The 17,913-nt window shown below is 60.0% G+C and carries 21 protein-coding genes; 6 read left to right on the top strand and 15 right to left on the bottom strand.

Annotated elements, in window-relative coordinates; all coding sequences use genetic code 11:
- Positions 1–2 precede the first annotated feature (2 nt).
- Complete coding sequence (locus AKG12_RS02885) at positions 3–902, bottom strand: LysR family transcriptional regulator ArgP (RefSeq protein ID WP_052817583.1); 900 nt, start codon at positions 900–902, stop codon at positions 3–5.
- Between the two features lie 285 nt (positions 903–1,187).
- Between AKG12_RS02885 and AKG12_RS02880 the strand changes: the two genes are divergently transcribed.
- From AKG12_RS02880 to AKG12_RS02870, 3 genes are all read left to right on the top strand, one after another.
- Positions 1,188–1,796, top strand: a complete 609-nt coding sequence (locus AKG12_RS02880; RefSeq protein WP_052817581.1) for a LysE/ArgO family amino acid transporter — start codon at positions 1,188–1,190, stop codon at positions 1,794–1,796.
- Between the two features lie 111 nt (positions 1,797–1,907).
- Positions 1,908–2,495, top strand: coding sequence for a DUF1214 domain-containing protein (locus tag AKG12_RS02875; protein WP_046798636.1), 588 nt, complete (start codon positions 1,908–1,910; stop codon positions 2,493–2,495).
- Positions 2,488–3,036, top strand: a complete 549-nt coding sequence (locus tag AKG12_RS02870) for a DUF1254 domain-containing protein (protein ID WP_046798635.1) — start codon at positions 2,488–2,490, stop codon at positions 3,034–3,036. The genes AKG12_RS02875 and AKG12_RS02870 overlap by 8 nt, the downstream gene beginning before the upstream one ends.
- Positions 3,037–3,056: 20 nt before the next feature.
- Here the strand turns inward: AKG12_RS02870 and AKG12_RS02865 are convergent, their stop codons facing one another.
- On the bottom strand, positions 3,057–3,245 hold the full coding sequence (locus tag AKG12_RS02865; RefSeq protein ID WP_046798634.1) for a hypothetical protein: 189 nt from the start codon (positions 3,243–3,245) through the stop codon (positions 3,057–3,059).
- 554 nt (positions 3,246–3,799) lie between these two features.
- Here AKG12_RS02865 and AKG12_RS02860 point away from each other — a divergent pair.
- Positions 3,800–4,744, top strand: a complete 945-nt coding sequence (locus AKG12_RS02860; RefSeq protein ID WP_285277722.1) for a DUF2336 domain-containing protein — start codon at positions 3,800–3,802, stop codon at positions 4,742–4,744.
- A 22-nt stretch (positions 4,745–4,766) separates the two neighbouring features.
- Here the strand turns inward: AKG12_RS02860 and AKG12_RS02855 are convergent, their stop codons facing one another.
- The 3 genes from AKG12_RS02855 to AKG12_RS02845 all read right to left on the bottom strand — a co-directional run bounded on the left by AKG12_RS02855 (position 4,767) and on the right by AKG12_RS02845 (position 7,819).
- Entirely contained in the window at positions 4,767–5,120 is a 354-nt protein-coding gene (locus AKG12_RS02855) for a DUF1491 family protein (protein ID WP_052817577.1), read from the bottom strand.
- 283 nt (positions 5,121–5,403) lie between these two features.
- Positions 5,404–6,318 (bottom strand): peptidoglycan-binding domain-containing protein, encoded by a 915-nt coding sequence (locus tag AKG12_RS02850; RefSeq protein ID WP_046798942.1) that lies wholly within the window; start codon positions 6,316–6,318, stop codon positions 5,404–5,406.
- Positions 6,290–7,819, bottom strand: a complete 1,530-nt coding sequence (locus AKG12_RS02845) for a sensor histidine kinase (RefSeq protein ID WP_052817575.1) — start codon at positions 7,817–7,819, stop codon at positions 6,290–6,292. The genes AKG12_RS02850 and AKG12_RS02845 overlap by 29 nt, the downstream gene beginning before the upstream one ends.
- 485 nt (positions 7,820–8,304) lie before the next feature.
- Here AKG12_RS02845 and AKG12_RS02840 point away from each other — a divergent pair, with 485 nt between their 5' ends.
- Both AKG12_RS02840 and AKG12_RS02835 read left to right on the top strand, forming a co-directional pair.
- Positions 8,305–8,730, top strand: coding sequence for a DUF5330 domain-containing protein (locus tag AKG12_RS02840; RefSeq protein ID WP_046798630.1), 426 nt, complete (start codon positions 8,305–8,307; stop codon positions 8,728–8,730).
- Positions 8,731–8,924: 194 nt separating this feature from the next.
- The gene (locus tag AKG12_RS02835) at positions 8,925–9,341 is read left to right on the top strand and encodes a SufE family protein (protein WP_046798629.1); all 417 of its coding nucleotides are present in this window, start codon (positions 8,925–8,927) and stop codon (positions 9,339–9,341) included.
- A gap of 3 nt (positions 9,342–9,344) precedes the next feature.
- Here the strand turns inward: AKG12_RS02835 and AKG12_RS02830 are convergent, their stop codons facing one another.
- The 10 genes from AKG12_RS02830 to AKG12_RS02785 all read right to left on the bottom strand — a co-directional run bounded on the left by AKG12_RS02830 (position 9,345) and on the right by AKG12_RS02785 (position 17,809).
- Positions 9,345–10,193: a DUF6456 domain-containing protein gene (locus AKG12_RS02830; protein ID WP_052817573.1), complete on the bottom strand. Its 849-nt coding sequence runs from the start codon at positions 10,191–10,193 to the stop codon at positions 9,345–9,347.
- Positions 10,186–10,608 (bottom strand): helix-turn-helix domain-containing protein, encoded by a 423-nt coding sequence (locus AKG12_RS02825; RefSeq protein WP_052817571.1) that lies wholly within the window; start codon positions 10,606–10,608, stop codon positions 10,186–10,188. Before AKG12_RS02825 ends, AKG12_RS02830 begins: the two co-directional genes overlap by 8 nt.
- A 392-nt stretch (positions 10,609–11,000) precedes the next feature.
- The gene (gene ros / locus AKG12_RS02820) at positions 11,001–11,429 is read right to left on the bottom strand and encodes a MucR family transcriptional regulator Ros (RefSeq protein WP_003497181.1); all 429 of its coding nucleotides are present in this window, start codon (positions 11,427–11,429) and stop codon (positions 11,001–11,003) included.
- Between the two features lie 433 nt (positions 11,430–11,862).
- Positions 11,863–12,195, bottom strand: coding sequence for a monovalent cation/H(+) antiporter subunit G (mnhG, locus tag AKG12_RS02815; RefSeq protein WP_046798626.1), 333 nt, complete (start codon positions 12,193–12,195; stop codon positions 11,863–11,865).
- Entirely contained in the window at positions 12,192–12,578 is a 387-nt protein-coding gene (locus AKG12_RS02810) for a cation:proton antiporter (RefSeq protein WP_052817568.1), read from the bottom strand. Before AKG12_RS02810 ends, mnhG begins: the two co-directional genes overlap by 4 nt.
- On the bottom strand, positions 12,575–13,054 hold the full coding sequence (locus AKG12_RS02805) for a Na+/H+ antiporter subunit E (RefSeq protein WP_046798624.1): 480 nt from the start codon (positions 13,052–13,054) through the stop codon (positions 12,575–12,577). Before AKG12_RS02805 ends, AKG12_RS02810 begins: the two co-directional genes overlap by 4 nt.
- Positions 13,051–14,625 (bottom strand): Na+/H+ antiporter subunit D, encoded by a 1,575-nt coding sequence (locus AKG12_RS02800; protein WP_046798623.1) that lies wholly within the window; start codon positions 14,623–14,625, stop codon positions 13,051–13,053. The genes AKG12_RS02805 and AKG12_RS02800 overlap by 4 nt, the downstream gene beginning before the upstream one ends.
- 21 nt (positions 14,626–14,646) lie before the next feature.
- Positions 14,647–15,024, bottom strand: a complete 378-nt coding sequence (locus tag AKG12_RS02795; RefSeq protein ID WP_046798622.1) for a Na+/H+ antiporter subunit C — start codon at positions 15,022–15,024, stop codon at positions 14,647–14,649.
- The gene (locus tag AKG12_RS02790) at positions 15,024–15,443 is read right to left on the bottom strand and encodes a Na+/H+ antiporter subunit B (protein WP_052817566.1); all 420 of its coding nucleotides are present in this window, start codon (positions 15,441–15,443) and stop codon (positions 15,024–15,026) included. The genes AKG12_RS02795 and AKG12_RS02790 overlap by 1 nt, the downstream gene beginning before the upstream one ends.
- The gene (locus AKG12_RS02785) at positions 15,440–17,809 is read right to left on the bottom strand and encodes a putative monovalent cation/H+ antiporter subunit A (protein WP_052817564.1); all 2,370 of its coding nucleotides are present in this window, start codon (positions 17,807–17,809) and stop codon (positions 15,440–15,442) included. The genes AKG12_RS02790 and AKG12_RS02785 overlap by 4 nt, the downstream gene beginning before the upstream one ends.
- Positions 17,810–17,913: the final 104 nt, after the last annotated feature.

Raw genomic sequence — 17,913 nt, 5'->3', positions numbered from 1 at the left:
CATCACCGCAACAACACCGCCCTCGCCGTCTCCACCACATGCGACGTCAACACCCCGAGGCGCTCCGCCGCAAGCCGATTGACCTGCCAGTAAAGCGGAATATCCAGCGGCGTGCCGGGAACGACTTCCACCAGCCTCCCCGCCTTGAGGTGCTCCCCCACAAGCTGCACCGGATTGAGACCCCAGCCCATGCCGGCAAGGCTTGCCTTCACGAAACCATCGGTCGAGGGCAGCCAGTGGGTGGGATAGGAGATGTCTTCTCCCAGCGCCTGCCTGATCCAGCTCGCCTGCAACCTGTCCTTCTGGTTGAAGGTCAGCCCAGGCGCGCGGGCAAGGGCGGCCGGGGTGACGCCATCGGCGAAATGACGGGCCATGAAATCCGGGCTGGCGGTAGCGTGATATCTGAGCACACCGAGTGGTGTGACGCGGCAGCCCTGCACGGGCTTGGCATGGGCGGTGACGGCGGCAAGCACCCTGCCCCCGCGCAACCATTCCACCGTGTGATCCTGATCGTCCACCGCGATATTGACGAGATAATCGCTGCCGCCGGTGAATTTCGAAACCGCATCCAGAAACCAGGTGCCGAGGCTATCGGCATTGGTGGCGATGTTGAGTGTCACGCGCTCCTGCACCGATCCCGCTTCCGCCAGCGCCGGAAGCTGGCGGAACAATTCGCTTTCCAGCATACCGACATGATCCATATGCCGGCAGAGCCATTCGCCCTTTTCCGTCGCCACGCAAGGGTTGCCGCGCACGATCAGCACCACGCCCAGCCGCTCCTCCAGCTGTTTGATACGCTGCGAGACGGCCGAAGGCGTAACGCACAGCACTTGCGCCGCCTTTTCGAAACTGCCGGTCTGGGCCACGAGCGCCACAGCCCGCATGGAGGGATAGTCGAGCACTACGGCACCTCATGCAGGGTTTGGAGGTGGCGTGGGGGCCTTGGAAGCCATAGGCAACGGCCTCTCCTTCCCTCATTCCTGTGCTTGTCACAGGAATGAGGGTAGAGAGATGGCAACGTTGTGGAAAATCGAGAGGTTGAAGAGAGAAGTTCGACATTAGACCAGCTTATCTGGATTGAGTTTATTTAATTGGATTAAACTATCTGGCGGAAATATCCAAGCACTCGGTCGGGAAGCAACGCCTTCGGCCATTACACATGGAAAGAGGCAGGGGCCGCGACACGCATGGACATTCAAATCTTCTTCACTGGCCTGACGATGGGCCTCAGCCTCATCGTTGCCATCGGCGCGCAGAATGCTTTCGTTCTGAAGCAGGGGCTGGCGCGCTCGCATGTGTTTGCGGTCTGCGCCACCTGCGCCATTGCCGATGCGCTGCTGATCACCGTCGGCGTCTTCGGGTTTCAGCGGATAAGCGCCGTCATGCCGGCGCTCGATCCCATCATGCGTTATGCCGGGGCTGCCTTCCTCATCTGGTATGGCGCCAAAAGCCTGCATTCGGCGCTGCGTTCATCCGAAGCGCTGTCGGTGGCCGAGCGGCAGGAGGCGAGCCTGTGGCAGACGCTGGCCATTTGTCTGGCGCTCACCTTCCTCAATCCGCATGTCTATCTCGATACAGTCGTGCTGCTGGGCACCATCTCGACGCAATTTCCCGGCTTTGAAAAGACCTTTGCGGCGGGTGCGGCCACCGGCTCGGTGCTGTTCTTCTTTTCGCTGGGTTATGGCGCCCGCTGGCTGCGGCCGATCTTCGAGAAACCTTCCGCCTGGCGCATTCTCGAAGGCGTCATTGCGGTTACCATGTGGGCCATCGCCTTCAAGCTGGTCATGGGTGCGTGAGAACCGGAATTCGCCATCCCGCTCATTTTCACAAAGACTAAACAAAGGGCACCATTTTCCAAACGGGGAATCAGTGATAGTCCTCGACCTGTTCAAAAACGGGAAAACAGCGTGTTCCGAGTTCCATTCCTTGTCGGCATTGCCCTTCTGATCGCCTTTGGCGGCGGTATTGCCGTAACACTCGCGGCGCTTGAGGCGACATCCGGTTTCGGATCGATCCGCATCGGTTCCTGGGACGCGTTTCCCGAAGCGCAGACGATCGAGGCTGACCCTTACGCCAAATCGCACCGCGCCGATGCCGGCAGGCTGCTCTACGGCACGACCGAGGGGCTGGCCTTTACCGCCTCCGTCGACAGCGATGGCCAGCGGCTCAGCGGCGAATGCCGTTACCGGCTGGCCGGCGCGGTGCCGCCTTCACGGTTCTGGACGCTTTATACCGCCGATCAGCAAGGCAATGTGCTGGCCGAAGATGCCGGGCGGCCCTTCGCTCTGAATTCCCGCACACTCCTGCGCAGCGCCGATGGCGGCATCGACGTCACCATCGCCCCCGACGCCCAGACCTATAACTGGCTGGCGGTGCCGCAGGGCCAGACATTCAAGCTGGTCATGACGCTGCTCGACACGCCGGTTGCCGGCAGTTCCGGCCTGATCGACATCGCCATGCCGCAGATCCGCAAGCTGGGGTGTGGCAATGCTTAGGGTTCTGCTCGCCATCCTCACCGGCCTTGTCGCCGCCGCCGTGCTGCACGTCATCATTCTTCTGGCGATACCGCATTTCAGCAATCGCGATGCCTATACCCGCGCGGTCGCGGAAGGAAAGCCGCATCTGTTTCATCTGCTCGAAGAGACGACGGAGAAAAAGACGTTTGCCAGCGGCGATCCCTTCATGCGGGTCGCGGTCTGCACGTTCAATATTGAGGAAAAGCCCGTCCGGCTCACTGCCGTTGGCGTTGTGCCCTTCTGGTCGGTCGCGGTTTACGACAAGGCCTCGAACGAGGTGTTCAGCATGAATGACCGCACGTCTGCCGGCGGGGTGATGGATATTCTGGTCGCCGATGCGGTGCAGATCGCCGCCATCCGCAAGGCGCAGCCGCCATCGCTGTCACAGGCCATTCTGGCGGAATCGGATCAGACGGAAGGATATGTGGTGTTGCGGACCCTGGTGCCGCAGCCAAGTTTCGGAGAAGAGGCAGAACGTTTCCTGAACGAAGCGAAATGCCAGCCGACGCCGTGGAAATAACGCCGGTCTTTCAGATATAATCAGGATTTCAAGGCAGTTTCCGGTACGGATTTGCCCTTGCGAACGACCTTGCCAGCGGGCTCGGTTTCGCGCTTTTCATAACGCACGCCGGTAAACAGCACCACCTTCGCGGGGCCGATTACCCTGGCCGCAATGCCGGCGGGACGCAGGCTTCGTCGGGCGTCACCAATTGGAATAATCTCTGCCATGCTTCTCTCCTCTTCGGGAGTCAATGTTGCCCATGGGAACCGCGCAAGCCTCGTCTTGCGTCGGGAATTTCATCACCATCACATTGCGCATAATCCAGCCCACAGGCTGGTTTTCGCATGTCCCTAAAACCGCAGAAGGCTTTAGCGCGGGACTATGCGGACATTCAGGCATTTCGCCGCCATTTTGGCTTTTATTCCGAACGTCAGAATAACATGGAATCCTAATACTGCCCATGAAATTACAAACAGACAGAGGTTAATGATCCGTTAACCCTAATCGCTGGACGGCAATTTATCGCCGACAGGGCTGCACCCGTTGAAAACAAAGGCGATGCGGCAAAGTTCCATGACATTTTTTCCGTCATGAAGGTTTTAAAATTTCCTTGTTGATAGAGGCAGAATATCTCTTGCCACCCCCCATAGTTAACAGGACGTCAACGGATTTGCTCTAATTTGAGCCGATATTGTGTTTGCGTTTGTTGGGTAGTGCGTTGACCGACCGGTTTCGAGAACTTGAGAGGCCAAGAGCCGTGAGGAAGAAAGATGTGGTGCTTATGGCCACGGTGACGAATTTCGAGAATGTTTCCCATCCGTCAAAAACGGACCTTCGGCAGTTTGCCGAACTTTTCATGCCGCTTTTCAACGCCTCCACCGAAGAAGCCAAGCGGGAAGCGATTGCCGCCCTGTCGCAGCATCCGAGCGTGCCTTCGGCCGTCGCCTTCTTCATCGCCTGCCAGCCGATTTCGCTTGCGGCCCCCTTCCTTATCGCGTCGAAGTGCCTCACTGACGAAACGCTGATCACCATTGCCCGCACGCAAGGTGCCGCGCATGCCCGCGCCATCGTGCGCCGCGAAGACCTCTCCCCCACCGTCATCGATGCGCTGGTTGGCCTGCGGCATGCCGAAGATCTGAAGCGGCCGGATGAGCCGACGAATGCTGCCGAACCGCAGATCGTGGCAGAAGCCGTCGAGCCGCAGGTGGTGGACGTGGCCATTCCTGAGACGACCACGAAAACTGATGCCGTATCCGCACTTGAAGAAGAAATGCGCCAGCGGATCAAGCAGATGGCGCATCATCTCAACCGCCCCGAAGGTGACGTGCTTGGTCTGCGCCGCCTGAGCGAAGTGCAGGAAGCGCTGCTCGTACGTTTCGCCCGTGAGCGTAACGCCCGGCAGTTTGCGGTGGCGCTGGCGGATTCGCTGTCATCCAGCTACTGGCTGTCGGAACGTATCATGCTCGATATTTCCGGCGCGCAGCTTGCGACCACGCTCACCGGGCTTGGCATGGAGTTTTCCGAAGCCGCTTTCGTCTTGCAGTGCTTTTATCCGCACCTTGCCGCCGCAGAAGATGACATGAGCCGCGCCGAAGCGCTGCTCGACCGTCTCGACATCGTCGAGTCCGAAGAGCGGGTGGAAAGCTGGCGCAGGGCGGACAGCTATACCCATGGCCGCGAGCGGCCGAGCCGTATTACCGTCGTTCCCCGCAAAACCGGGACGTGAGGGGCAAGCGGCCTTTGGCCGTCTAAACCGGCGGCTGGTCCACCAGCGTCAGCAGAGCGCCGATCTCATCCGTCTCGATCTCCACGATCCACAGATCGCTGTCGAAGCGCCGTTCCTTTTCCAGCAGGGCGGCACTTTCCTCACCCTCCGCACCGGCAAGACGCGTTTCGAAACGGCGCTCAGCGCGGATTTCCTCGTCATCGGCAAAACTTTGCGGCGCCGGTCCATAGAGATTTTCACGGCCATCGCGCAGGCGCTGGCGGATGAAGATCGCACCCGCTTCCTCCGCACCCTTCTTTTCGACCGCGGCAAATCCACCGGCGGCGAAAACGCGGCGGATGAGGGCTGAGACGAAGATTTCGGATTTGAGGCGCATTGGCAGTGCTTTCGATGGAAACAATGAGACGTGCTCTCGATGTTGGATTTGGCAAAGGTGAGTGTGGCTTTCCCCCCCTCTGCCCTGCCGGGCATCTCCCCCTCAAGGGGGGAGATCGATCTGCGGCAAGATCTCGCCCATCTCAACGTCTGCGAATGAAGCGGTGGTAGCGCCGCTTGCCGATCTCCCCCCTTGAGGGGGAGATGCCCGGCAGGGCAGAGGGGGGTAAAGCCACACTTACCTCCGGCCCGCAGTCAACGGACAACCTCTTGAAGCTTAAACCTCAAATCGCGCCGATCGACTTCAGTTTCTTCAGCACCACTTCGCTCGGTTCACCGGTTTCCGGCAGGCGATAGTGTTTTTCGAAAGCACGGATGGCGTTGCGGGTCTGCTGGCCGGCCACACCGTCCACCTTCACGTCGGCATAGGCGATATTGATCAGCCCCTGCTGGATCTTGGCGATCAGCGCGCTGCTTGCGGGTTTTGCGCCAGCAGTCGCGCTGTTGAGGGAGGCTGGTTCGGCCTTGACCTGCGGCTTCTCCGCCTTGCGGATGGCGGCGGCGACCGGGTCGATTTCCACTCCGCCGCCGGTATTGGCGTCGGATGGCCGGTCCTTTGGAATTGCAGCAACGGTGGCGCCGTCGATCCTGAGGGCTGCCAGCACCCGGGTCGTCGGCTCGCCGGTCTGTTCCATGCCGAGCGTTTCTTCGAAGAACATGATGGCGGCGGCGGTCTTCGGCCCCATGCGGCCATCCGCGTCGCCTTCGTAAAGCCCGCGTTTCTTCAGTTCACCCTGAATATCGGCAACGATCTGCTGCGGCTTCTGGCTTTCGGCTGGCGGCAGCGCCGCAGTCTCGGCGGCCGGTGGCTGCGTCGCTTCCGTCTCTGCCGGCCGCTCTATGCGAAAGGTGGTGACGTTGCCGTGGGTGCCGAGCGGCTCTGCCGGGCGATAACCGGCGATCCCGTTCGGGTTTTCCGCATCGCGCGTGCGCAGGAAGGGAGACGGGTGAATGCCCGGCTGATACCAGAGCGCATTGGCCGCGACAAAGCCGAAGACGACCGCGAAGGCACCGCAGCCGCCAACCAGTTTTGGATGGCGCAGGACTTCGCGCCCGATGGCCGCAACCACCAAGGAAACAAACCCGGCGCCAATCTGGGCCGTTGTTTTCTTAGGCGATTTTCGCTTTCGCGGGGCCATCGTCACCATCCTTCTTCATAATCGCAGCCATTTCGCCGAGTTGCCGGATGCGCGGCGGAAATTCCACCATGCGTTCAGTTTCGGCGTCTTCGCCACCCGCCATGCCGGAACCATCGGCAGGCAACATGATCGTTACGACCGTCCCCTCGCCGGGCTGGCTGGCGATGACGAAGGTGCCGCCATGCAGTGCCACCAGCCCCTTGACCAGGGACAGCCCAAGACCCGTGCCCTCATAGCGACGGGTATATTCATTCTGAACCTGCATGAAGGGCTGGCCCAGCAGGTCAATCTTGTCGGAAGCGATGCCGATGCCGGTATCGCTGACCGTGAGTTTCAGCATCTTGCCTTCACGCGCGGCGTCGATTGACACAACACCACCCGCATCGGTGAATTTTATGGCATTGCCGGCCAGATTGATGAGAACCTGGCGGATGGCGCGCTGGTCGGCCGAGATTTCGCCGATGCCACGCTGGATGCGGCTCGTCAAAGTCAGGCCTTTTTCCTTCGCCTGCAGGCCAAGCATCGCCTCGCAGGACGAGATGGTTTCGGCAATCGGGAAGCTTTCCATCAGCAGCTCGTAGCGGCCGGCTTCCAGCTTGCTCATATCAAGCATGGTATTGACGACCGACAGGAGATGCGCGCCGGACTGGCGGATCAAGCCGACATATTCGCGCTGACGATCATTTTCCAGCCGGCCGAAATATTCACCGGCCAGAATATCGGAAAAACCGAGGACGGCGTTGAGCGGCGTGCGCAGCTCGTGGCTGACGGCGGCAAGGAAACGCGACTTGGCGTCATTGGCCGATTCCGCCTCTGCCGCCTTGCGGGCGACATCGCGGCGCAGCAGTTCGACCTCGGTGACATCGGAAAGCTGGGCAACGACGCGGCGAAGCCGGCCGGCCGTGCTGCGGATCGCCGTCATCTCGATACGGGCATGCATGAACTGCGCCGGGCGCGATTTCGCGCCGGTCTCAAACCGAAGCTCGGCGCTGGCCTTGTCCTCGCCCTGCCGCAAAAGGTCGAAGGCCTGCATCAGGTCGATACGGTCAGAAACATAAACATATTCGGCAAAGACGTGGTCTTTGCAGGCCTGAAGCTCGGCCGGAAATTTCTCGCGGTCACGACCGGAGACGCGTTCGACAAGGCCGTTTTCATTGATGGTGAGCACGAGGCCCGGCACCTGCGACGCTGCAACAAGGTCGTCATCAGCCGCAGGGGCGGACGAGGATGCCGAACCATGCAGCGGCCGGGAAAAAGCGATCGACACGGCGGCAGCGGACAGGAACAGCGCCAGCACCAGGGCTGCGCCGATGGGCAGCGCGATGGCGGGGCTGAAGACGAGGCTGAAGAGGGCGGGCACAACCAGAAGGCCGACGGCGCCGAAGGCAATCAGCCGGCGCAGGCGCGCAATGGTTCCGGCGCGCCTTTCAGCGTCCTCTTCCATGCGCGCAAGCCATCTGCCCGCGGCATGGTCGACCAGTGCGACCGCTTTTTCTCTCATATTACGCAATACCAAACCTAAATCCCTGAGGCGGATCTTATGGTCCCGACAATAGAAGGCGGCGGCTTAAGGAATGGATAAAAAGAATGGCCTCAAACGGCCTTCAAATGCACCGCAGTCCCAATACGGGGCATTTATTCGAAGCTTTGCCAATCATGGTTAATGACGGGTAAGCGACGGATTTCGCTTCATTTTTGCCATCGTGTTAACCTTTGTGGCAAAGCGTGCCGCCGCTTTGCCCCGGAACGCGCGGCCTCTGTCGCAATTATGCTTAACATGGACTGTTAAAATGCGAATGAATTGAGGGCAGACGTCCCGATGCGAGGAGAATAGATACAATTTGAATTAAATTGCGCCGCTTTTTGCAATTGGCTGTTCGCCGGTCGCCTGTAGCTTCTCCCCAAGCCCGAAAAACGGGACAAAGGCCAATGACCCGAAACCGGGCGGGGCTTCAAAACAAAGATCATCTGGCAGGGTGTCTGACAATGTGGTTTCTGATCAAAGGAACATTCTGGTTTTCGCTGGTGCTGGTGGCGCTGTCCTATTTCGGTAGCTACAACGACCCCACCAAGGAACCTTCGGCATTCGATCTTCCCAGCGCCGTTTCGGCCGCCGGTGAGGCCTATCGTTATGTCAGCGCCATCTGCATTGAAAAGCCTGATGTCTGCGTCAAAGGCGCCGAAACCTTCCACGCGCTCGGTGAGCGGGCAAAGGAAGGCGCCAAGGTCGCCTATGAACTGCTCGACGCGCAGCTTGCCGCCGGTGACAAGACCGCTCCCGCCGCCGAAGTGGCTGTCGAAACCGAGAAACTGGCCGAAGCGCCTGCTATCAGCGTCGAATTTCCCGGAAATACCGACATGCTGAAGACCGGCACGGTCATTCCCCTGCCGCAGAAGCGCCCTGCCCCCTGATTATTTCCCGGTCGCGCACCGCCGCGCCGCCCCTTCTCTGCAGCCGGATATGCCCGTCTGCGTGACTGCCTGCCAAACTTGCCCACGGAAACCTGTTTTCCGTGGGCTTTTTCATGGCCTGCACGGTTCAAAAGCGGTCGCACTTGCCCTATATCGTAGCAAAGACATGCAATAATGGACGATACGGCGCGCAAATGGCCTCTCTCGAAACGATCCTTGATGACTTCGCCTTCCTCGACGACTGGGAGGATCGCTATCGCTATGTCATCGAACTCGGCAAGGCGCTGCCCGACCTACCGGAGGACAAACGCACGCCTGAGAACAAGGTGCAGGGTTGCGCCAGCCAGGTCTGGCTCGTCAGCCATAGCGACGGTGCGGAAGACCCTCTCATGACCTTCGAGGGCGATTCCGATGCGCATATCGTGCGCGGCCTCGTTGCCATCGTCCTTGCCGTCTATTCCGGTAAAAAGGCCTCCGAAATCGCCGGCCTGGATGCCATCGAGGTGTTCGACAAGATCGGGCTGGTGGAGCATCTGTCGTCGCAGCGTGCCAATGGTCTGCGCTCCATGGTCAAGCGCATTCGTGAAGAAGCAAGGCTGCTCGCCGCCTGACCATTACCCGCCTGAGCACCACCGTGTCAGCGTCATTGCCGCCATCGGCGGACGATAATCCTCTTCGCCCCAATGGTGGCTTGTCCGGCTGGCGCGGCTGGGCGGCGGTGCGTAGTGTCTCGCGAGCGACAGAAGTGCCGCCCTGAGCAGGAGTTTTGCGGAACGCGCCGGCCATTGCCGCTCCCGCTCCACCACCTCCAGCCCCTTTTCAAAACAGCAGACATCGATGGCGACGCCCGCAAGCTCTGGCCCCATGGCATCGGCGGCGCGGGCAAACCGGACCCGTGCGGCCATCGCCGCCTCGGTGAGATCAAGTGTGCCGCCCGCCTCCCCCTTTGTTCGGTTCGCTATTCGCGGCTCCCAAGTTGCCGTCACCTTCGGGCTGAGATGGCCGCGATGGAAATCAGCCGAGAGGCGTTCGCCCGCCTGCAAGGCTTCCGTTGGGAAAAAAGCCGTGCCATCCCGCTCCTTCAGGCGGGAAAAGGCCATGAGGGGCGACGTGTTGAGGTTCTGCCGGGCCGGTTGTCTGTCGCCATCGACATCAACGACAACGCTCTGCAAATCCCGATGCTGCTCCTGAAATATTTCGTCCCGATCCTTCGCCATCGCGCGCTTGAGATAAGAGGCGAGCGGCGGCGCGGCAGACACCCTGTCTTCCCGCCTCTCGACCAGCCCGGAGGAGAGCGCAAGCTGCATCAGGGCCGCCGGCAACCGCAGTGCCGAACGCCCCTCCCGCGTTCGGTGCAGGAGGATATCGCTCCCGTCTTCGCGGATTTCAGCCGGGCCGGCTGCGATGCAACGCAGAAGCCGCAGCAGGGCCGGATCGACCGGAGTGCCTGTTGCCTCACTCATCCCGCACTCCTTTCATCACATTGAAAATGCTGCCGGCCAACCGTTCCAGCGCAGCGACGAATTCGTCAAAGGCCGGCTCGTCACGGCGGTCCTCGATAACCTGGCAGGCATGGCCGACCGTGGTTCTGTCCCGGCCGAAACAGGGGCCGATATCCGACATGGGAATGCCAAGCTGCACATGGCACACATACATGGCGATCTGGCGGACATGGCATTCGCTGCGCCGCCTGTCGCGGCGTGCGCCCAGCCGCTCACCGGTCAACTGCACCATTTCAGTGGTCAGCTGCCGGATCAGCCGGCAGATGCGGGCAACCTCATCCCGCCCGGCGGCAGGCGGAAAACGGCGAAAATGACGATCGGCGACCGGCACACATGGCCGCGCTGGAGCAGGCAGGGGCAATATATCCGACGGCATATGCAACTCCTCTACGAATAGGAATTAATTCATACACCTGAGAACGACTGTGGGGAAGCGTGAATTTGCCGGGAGAGAATATACGCTTGATATGGTTTTACTTTTGCAGAAATGCCGCGCGCGATAAAGGATTTTTTTCCTCACACAAGATTCGACGCGGCAATAAAAAAGCCGGTCGACGGACCGGCTGGACATTCATGTGGCGGGAAAGACAGCTTCAAAGGAAACATGTGAAGCGGGCAGGCTCCGCTTGCCGCCTTCTTCCCGCCGGGGAGAAGGCGGCAGCGGGTAGGTTGAGGGGGGCCACGTCGGCGATATGCGGAGTGCTTGCCCCCTCATCTGACCCTTCCGGCCATCTTCTCCCCGGCGGGGAGAAGAACAGGCAGATTCGATTAGCGGCTGGCCTTGCGGCGCTGACCGAGACCCATTTCCTTGGCGAGCCGCGAGCGGGCTTCGGCATAAGCGGGTGCAACCATCGGGTAGTCGACCGGCAGATCCCATTTTTCGCGGTATTCTTCCGGCGTCATGCTGTGGTGTGTCGTGAGATGGCGCTTCAGCGACTTGAACGAGCCGCCGCATTCCAAACAGACGATATGATCGTCCTGAACAGACTTGCGAACCGAGACAGCAGGCTTCTGCTTTTCGACATTGACCGCCACCGATGCCGGTGCCGAGGTGCCGCTGAGTGCCGTGTGAACATCCGAAATAAGGCCGGGAAGGTCTGTTACCGGAACGACGTGGTTGCTAACATAGGCAGCCACAATATCCGCCGTCAGTTCGACCAGCAGATCCTGGGCGTTACCGTATGCAGTTTCCGTCATTTAAGTATCTCCTGTTTATTTATCCCCGGAAGCGGACGAACGCCGCTTCGAGCGATGTGAAGTTACCCGGTGCCCCACCTTCGCCCTGTTGAAACCAACGTGAAATCTACCCCTAGATTTCAAGCGAAAACCGGAAACGTATTGATCCGAGATTCAACTTATGGCCCGCGACATGGGCAGCAATGGTCTTATGGACCATAGATTAGACATTAATAAAATGTCTATGCCGACTATGAAGAGGCTAGATGCAAATCGCGATTAGCAACTTTACACTTAATTTGGATAACAGCAAAACAGCAAAAGTCAAATTGCTATTGTGAATTTTTCAGTTCAAAACAGTCTAATGGCAATACAAAAAATTACGGGTAATAAAATACTATGCCAAGTAGCAATTGAAAATGAACACCCCCTATTATTAGGGGGATTTTCAACTTCAAATTTTCTTGAGGTCATCAACTACCGATTTAACATGAAGCGGATAACCTGCCTTGTGAGCGGCCATAGCCAGAAGATGTGCAGAGACCGGTGCGGTCAGAATGAAGAAAAAGAAGCCGGCAAGCGCCCGTGCCAGCGTCGACAAGTCCATCGAATGAATGCCCACGGCCAGAAGCAGAAGCCCGGACCCCACCGTTCCCGCCTTGGAAGCCGCATGCATGCGGGTATAGACATCGGGCAGGCGATTGAGGCCGATTGCGGCGATCAGTGAAAAGGCGGCTCCCGAGACCGTCAGTGCCGCAACGAGGATAGCCACCAGCCAGCCGGTCATTTTCCGCCCTTTCGCTTTTTGCCAAGATTTTGATTTTGCGATTTTTTTTCCATGGATTCCGACGCTCTTCCGCCATCCAGAACCGCCTTCGACTTCCGCCCGCCATCTGCGCCGCGCGCCAGCACGAACCGGGCAAAGGCCACCGTTGCCAGAAAACCGACAAGCCCGAGCGCAATCGCGATATCAACATAAAGGGTGAAGCCGGTGCGGATGGCGATGACCGCAATGAAGCCGATGGCGATGCCGACCAGCATGTCCAGTGCGACGATCCGGTCCGGCAGAGTCGGCCCGATGACAACACGATATACTGTCAGCAAAAAGGCTGCCGAGAGTACAACCGAGGCAAGTATAGTTGCAAATGAAACTATTTGTTCCGGCGTCATTTCTGAAACGCCTCCATGATCTTTTTTTCAAAGCCGTTGCGGATGTCGTTCCTTGCGGCTTCGATATCGCTGCAATCGATTGCGTGGACGTAGAGCGTTTTCCTGTCCTCGGATACATCAACCGACAGCGTGCCGGGGGTGAGCGTGATGAGATTGGCGAGCAGCGTGATCTGGAAGTCCGTCGTCACCGTCAGCGGATAGGCGAAGATACCGGGCTGCACGTCGAGTTTCGGCCGCGTCACCAGCACCGCCACTTTCCAGGCGGACAGCGCCAGTTCCTTGAAGAACAGCAGCACGAGCGACAGTATTCGCGTCAGCCGCAGCCAGTGATTGTTGCCCCTGGGTATCTGATGGCGGATAAGCCCGAGCGCCAGTGCCGAAACGATGACGCCGAAAACGATATTCGCCGGCGTGACGCTGCCGGTTATGGCAAGCCAGATGGCGAGGAACATCGACAGGACGATATAGAGGCTCATGGTTTGCCTCCCTCGGGAAAGACCGACTGGATATAAGCCTGGGGATCACCGAGCCCCGCAGCCGCCTGCTGGCTGAGACTTAGCAGGCTTTCCGGGAACAGGCCGAAAAATACCACCAGCAAGGTCAGTCCGAGCAGCGGCACGACGGAGGGCACCGCCAGAGAGGACTGTGCCTGCAATGGCGGCTGGCCTGCCAACGTTGCCGGGCGCCAGAAACACAGCAGGAAAATCCGTCCGAAGGCGATGGTGGCGATGAAGCCGGAGACAAGAATGGCGGCGGCGAGCCACCAGGCGCCGATATCGATCGCCGATTTGACCAGCACCGCCTTCGGCCAGAAGCCGGAAAACGGCGGCAGGCCGGAGCCGGCGAAAAACAGCGCCAGCGCCAGCGCCGAAAACCATGGAGCCTGCCGGTAAAGACCGCTGAGCGCCGTCAGGCTGAAGCCGCCACCGAGACGGGCGGCATGGCCGGCGGCAAGATAAAGCGCCGTCATCAGCACCATGGAATGCAGCGCGTAAAAGATCGCGCCTGACACGCCCGACGGCGTGCCGATGGCGATGCCGGCCATCATGTAACCGATGCCTGAAATGACGATGTAACCGAGCATGCGGCGGATATCGTTCTGGGCGAGTGCGCCCATCGCGCCCAGAACCATGGTCAGCGCTGCGGAAACGGCGATGACGATGCTGAGTTCCTCCCTCTCGACCGGAAACAGCATGACCATGACGCGCAGCAGCGAATAGATGCCGACCTTGGTGAGCAACCCGCCGAACAGGGCCGACACGACGATGCGTGGCGTGTGATAGGAAGCGGGCAGCCAGAAATTCACCGGAAAGGCGGCGGCCTTCATGGCAAAGGCGAGCGCGAAGAGGCTGGCGAGCGTCATCAGCGGCGCGGTTCCGCGCAACCCGTTCGCCTTCAGCGCGATATCGGCCATGTTGAGCGTGCCGAAGATGGCATAGAGATAACCGACCGTGATCAGGAACAGCGTGGTGCCGATGAGGTTCAGGATGGCATATTTCAGCGCCCCGTCGATCTGCTCGCGGGTCGAGCCGAGCACGATCAGGCCGAAGGACGAGATCAGCAGCACCTCGAACCAGACATAGAGGTTGAACAGATCACCCGTCAGGAAAGCGCCGGTGACACCGGCCATCAGCAGCATCAGGAACGGATAAAACCCGTATCGTCTGCCGCTTGAGTCGATATCGCTGCCGGCATGAATGGCACCGGCGAGCGCGACGATGGCAGCCGCGAGCGACAGCAGCGTGCCGGTGAGATCGGCGGTAAATGCGATCCCGAAAGGCGGCAGCCAGCGGCCCATGACCATGGTGAACGGGCCCTGCGTCGCGACCTTCCACAAAAGCGCTGCATCGAGAAGCACGAGCAGGAAGAGCGCGGCGACGGCAACGGCCGCGTGGTGGCGAATGGCGTGGCGCATCATCATCAGCACCGCGCCGGTGCCGATGCAGAGCGCGACCGGCAGGATGATCAGCCAGTCGGACAGCGGCACGGGTGCCATGACAAGTGCTGCGGAAAGATCGGTAACTGCGGAAGGGGTGGAGGAAGCCATGTCTGTCTCAGCCTCGCCCGCTCAATAACCGAGCGGCGGCATAGGCTCGCCGGCCGGTTCTGCGGTGCGCATTTCGTCCGTATCGTCGGTCTGCAATTCCTGGAAGGCACGCCAGGTCAGCACCAGAAGGAAACAGAAGAAGGAAAAGGAAATCACGATTGCCGTGAGGATCAGCGCCTGCGGCAGCGGATTGGCAGCACCCGCCGGCAGGGCATCCATGCCGGCCGGGATGATCGGCGGCACTTCGCGCGTCAGCCGGCCCGCCGTAAATAACAGGAGGTTTACGGCATTGCCGAGAATGGCGATGCCGAGCAGCACGCGGATGCTGTGTCGCGAAAGCATGAGATAGATCGCCACCGAAAAGAAGATGCCGACGAGAATGGAGAAGACCGCTTCCATCAGTCGCTTTCCCTTTCTTCCAGTGCCAGGGCAATGGAGGTGATGGCGCCGACCACAACGAGATAGACCCCGATATCAAAGGACATGACGGTGGAAAGCGGCACTTCGACGCTAAACAGGCTCGGATAGACCCAAAGCCCGGTCATGAACGGCACGCCGGCAGCAATCGAAACGAGGCCGGACAGCATCGCCATCAGCAGACCCGCTCCTGCAATCGCGAGCGGATGAAACACGATGGCGCGCCTGACAGCCGCCACGCCATAAGCGATGCCATAGATCGCCAGCGCCGAAACGGCGATCAGCCCGCCGATGAAACCGCCACCCGGCTCGTTATGGCCGCGCAGCAGCACGAAGATCGAGAAGAGCACCATGAGGCTGGTGATGACCGGGGCGACGGTGCGCAGAATGAGCGTATTCATGCCTGCGCTCCCTTCTTCTTCGTGGTCTTTACCGGCCCCTTGACGGACGCAGCCGGGCGGATGCGGATGAGCGCAAGGATGGCGAGACCGGTGATCATCACCACGGCGATTTCGCCCAGCGTATCCGTACCGCGGAAATCGACGATGATGACGTTCACGACATTGGCGCCGTGGGCGATGACCTTGGAATAGGTATTGTAGAAGTCCGTAAGGCGGTTATCGAAGCTCGCTTGCGTCGCCCGCATCAGGAACAAGGCAAAGCCGGTTCCGCAGGCAATGGCGATGGTGCTGTCCAGGAGCTTCTGGCCAAGACCGCGATGGTCCGACGGCGACAGGCGAAGCCGCGTCATCACCAGCGTCAGAATGACCACCGACAGGGTCTCGACCATGAATTGCGTAAACGACAGGTCGGGCGCGCCGAACAGCAGGAAAATGACCGCTACCGCAAAGCCCTGAATGCCAAGCGCGATAATGGCGGTGAGCCGGCTCGACGCCGTCAGCACCGCAACAAGCCCCACCACCGCAATGGCGATGAAGGTCAGTTCATGGATCTGAATATCGTGCGGCCAAGAGGGCATCGCCGGAAGTTCGCCGTAAAGAAACAGCGGTACAAGCAGCACGGCGGCGATGACGGCGAAGGTGGCGGTGACGTAAAACTCCAACCGGCCGGGCTGAATGAGCCGTGTGACGTGGAAGGAGATTTTCACCAGGGCTTCGATGAAGACATCAAAACCCCTGTCCGGCCCGGCTCCCAGCGCCTTGAACGTGCGGTCCACCAGGCTGCGAAGGGGGACAAGCTGCGTATAAAGGACGATGCCGAGCGCGATCGTCAGCAGCGACAGGCCGAGCGGCACGCCGATATGGGGAATGAGCGAGATTTCCACCGGGCGCGGCTCACCGGCGATGGCGCTTGCCATGGGGATGGAGATGTAGAAATGCGCGATGCCGGAAAAAAGCGCGATGGTGAGCCCTTTCAGCGCCAGGAGCGCCGGGCCGAGCCAGAGCAGCAGCGGGCCTTCATGCGCGTGTTTCGGGGTTTTCACCGGCTTGCCGAGGAAGGGCTTCAGCCCCACTGCGAAGGCAACCGCGAACATCAGCGCATTGCCGAGAATGGCGATGCCGGTAAACAGCACGGCGCGCGGATTGCCATGCGCCAGCGCGTAATAAATCTCTTCCTTGGCGAGGAAGCCGAAAAACGGCGGCAGGCCAGCCATGGAAATCGCCGCCGCCAGCGCCGCCGCAAAGGTGACAGGCATGGCCTTGCGCAAGCCGCCAAGCTTCGTGACATCGCGCGTACCGGTCTCGTGGTCGATGATGCCGGCGACCATGAACAGCGCGCCCTTGAACAGCGAATGCGCCACGAGATAAAGAACGGCCGCCTCGATGGCATGGTCCGAGCCGAAACCGGTGAGCATCACCAAAAGGCCGAGCGACGACACCGTGGTATAGGCGAGCATCAGCTTCAGATCAGTCTGGCGCACAGCCAGCAGCGCGCCGGTGAGCATCGTCAGCCCGCCGAAGAAGGGCAGCAGGATCTGCCATGCGGCCGTGTCTCCGAGAACCGGGTTGAGGCGCATCAACAGATAGACGCCAGCCTTCACCATGGTTGCCGAATGCAGATAGGCGGAAACCGGTGTCGGTGCTTCCATGGCGTTGGGCAGCCAGAAATGGAAGGGAAACTGCGCCGATTTGGTGAAGGCGCCACCGAGGACCAGAAGCAGCGCCGCCAGATAAAACGGGCTGTCGCGCAATATATCGCCGCCGCGCACCAGCATAGACAGTTGCGTCATGCCGCTGATGTCCCAGATGAAGATCAGCCCGGCAAGCAGCAGCAGACCGCCGCCGCCCGTCACCACCAGCGCCTGCAGTGCGGCGCGGCGCGAGGCCGGGCGCTCATGATCGAAGCCGATCAGCAGGAAGGAGGTGATGGAGGTCAGCTCCCAGAAGACGAACAGCATCAGCAGGCTGTCGGAAACGACGACGCCCAGCATGGCTCCCATGAACAAAAGCAGGAAGGACAGGAAGCGGCCCTGCTGCGGATGACCTTTCATATAGCCGCCGGCATAAAGCACGATCAGCAGGCCGATGCCGGTGATCAGCAAAGCGAAGGTCAGCGACAGGCCGTCGATGAACCAGGAAAAGCTGAGATTGAAGCTCGGCACCCAGGCATAACCGCCGGTAATCACGCCGCCCGCTGCGATCTCGGGCAGCATCAGCGCGAAATGCACAAAGGCCAGACCCGGCGCAAGCGCCAGCACCCAGGCGGCATTGTGCCCAAACCTTTTCACCAGCACCGGTGCGGCAAGTGCTGCCAGAAACGGCAAAAACAGCGACAGGAATGTCAGCGCTGTGACATCTGATGTCATTCACATCTCCCGGGGTGTCCCCCACCCCTGCGCGCCAATGAATGGCGTTCTTTTTCAAATCGATTTTTCCAGTTAAGGCATAGACAAAGCCATCTCAACCCAAA

The sequence above is a fragment of the Agrobacterium sp. SUL3 genome (assembly GCF_001263295.1).
In the GTDB taxonomy this organism is placed as follows: domain Bacteria; phylum Pseudomonadota; class Alphaproteobacteria; order Rhizobiales; family Rhizobiaceae; genus Agrobacterium; species Agrobacterium tomkonis.
This window is presented reverse-complemented; position numbering and strand designations above follow the sequence as displayed.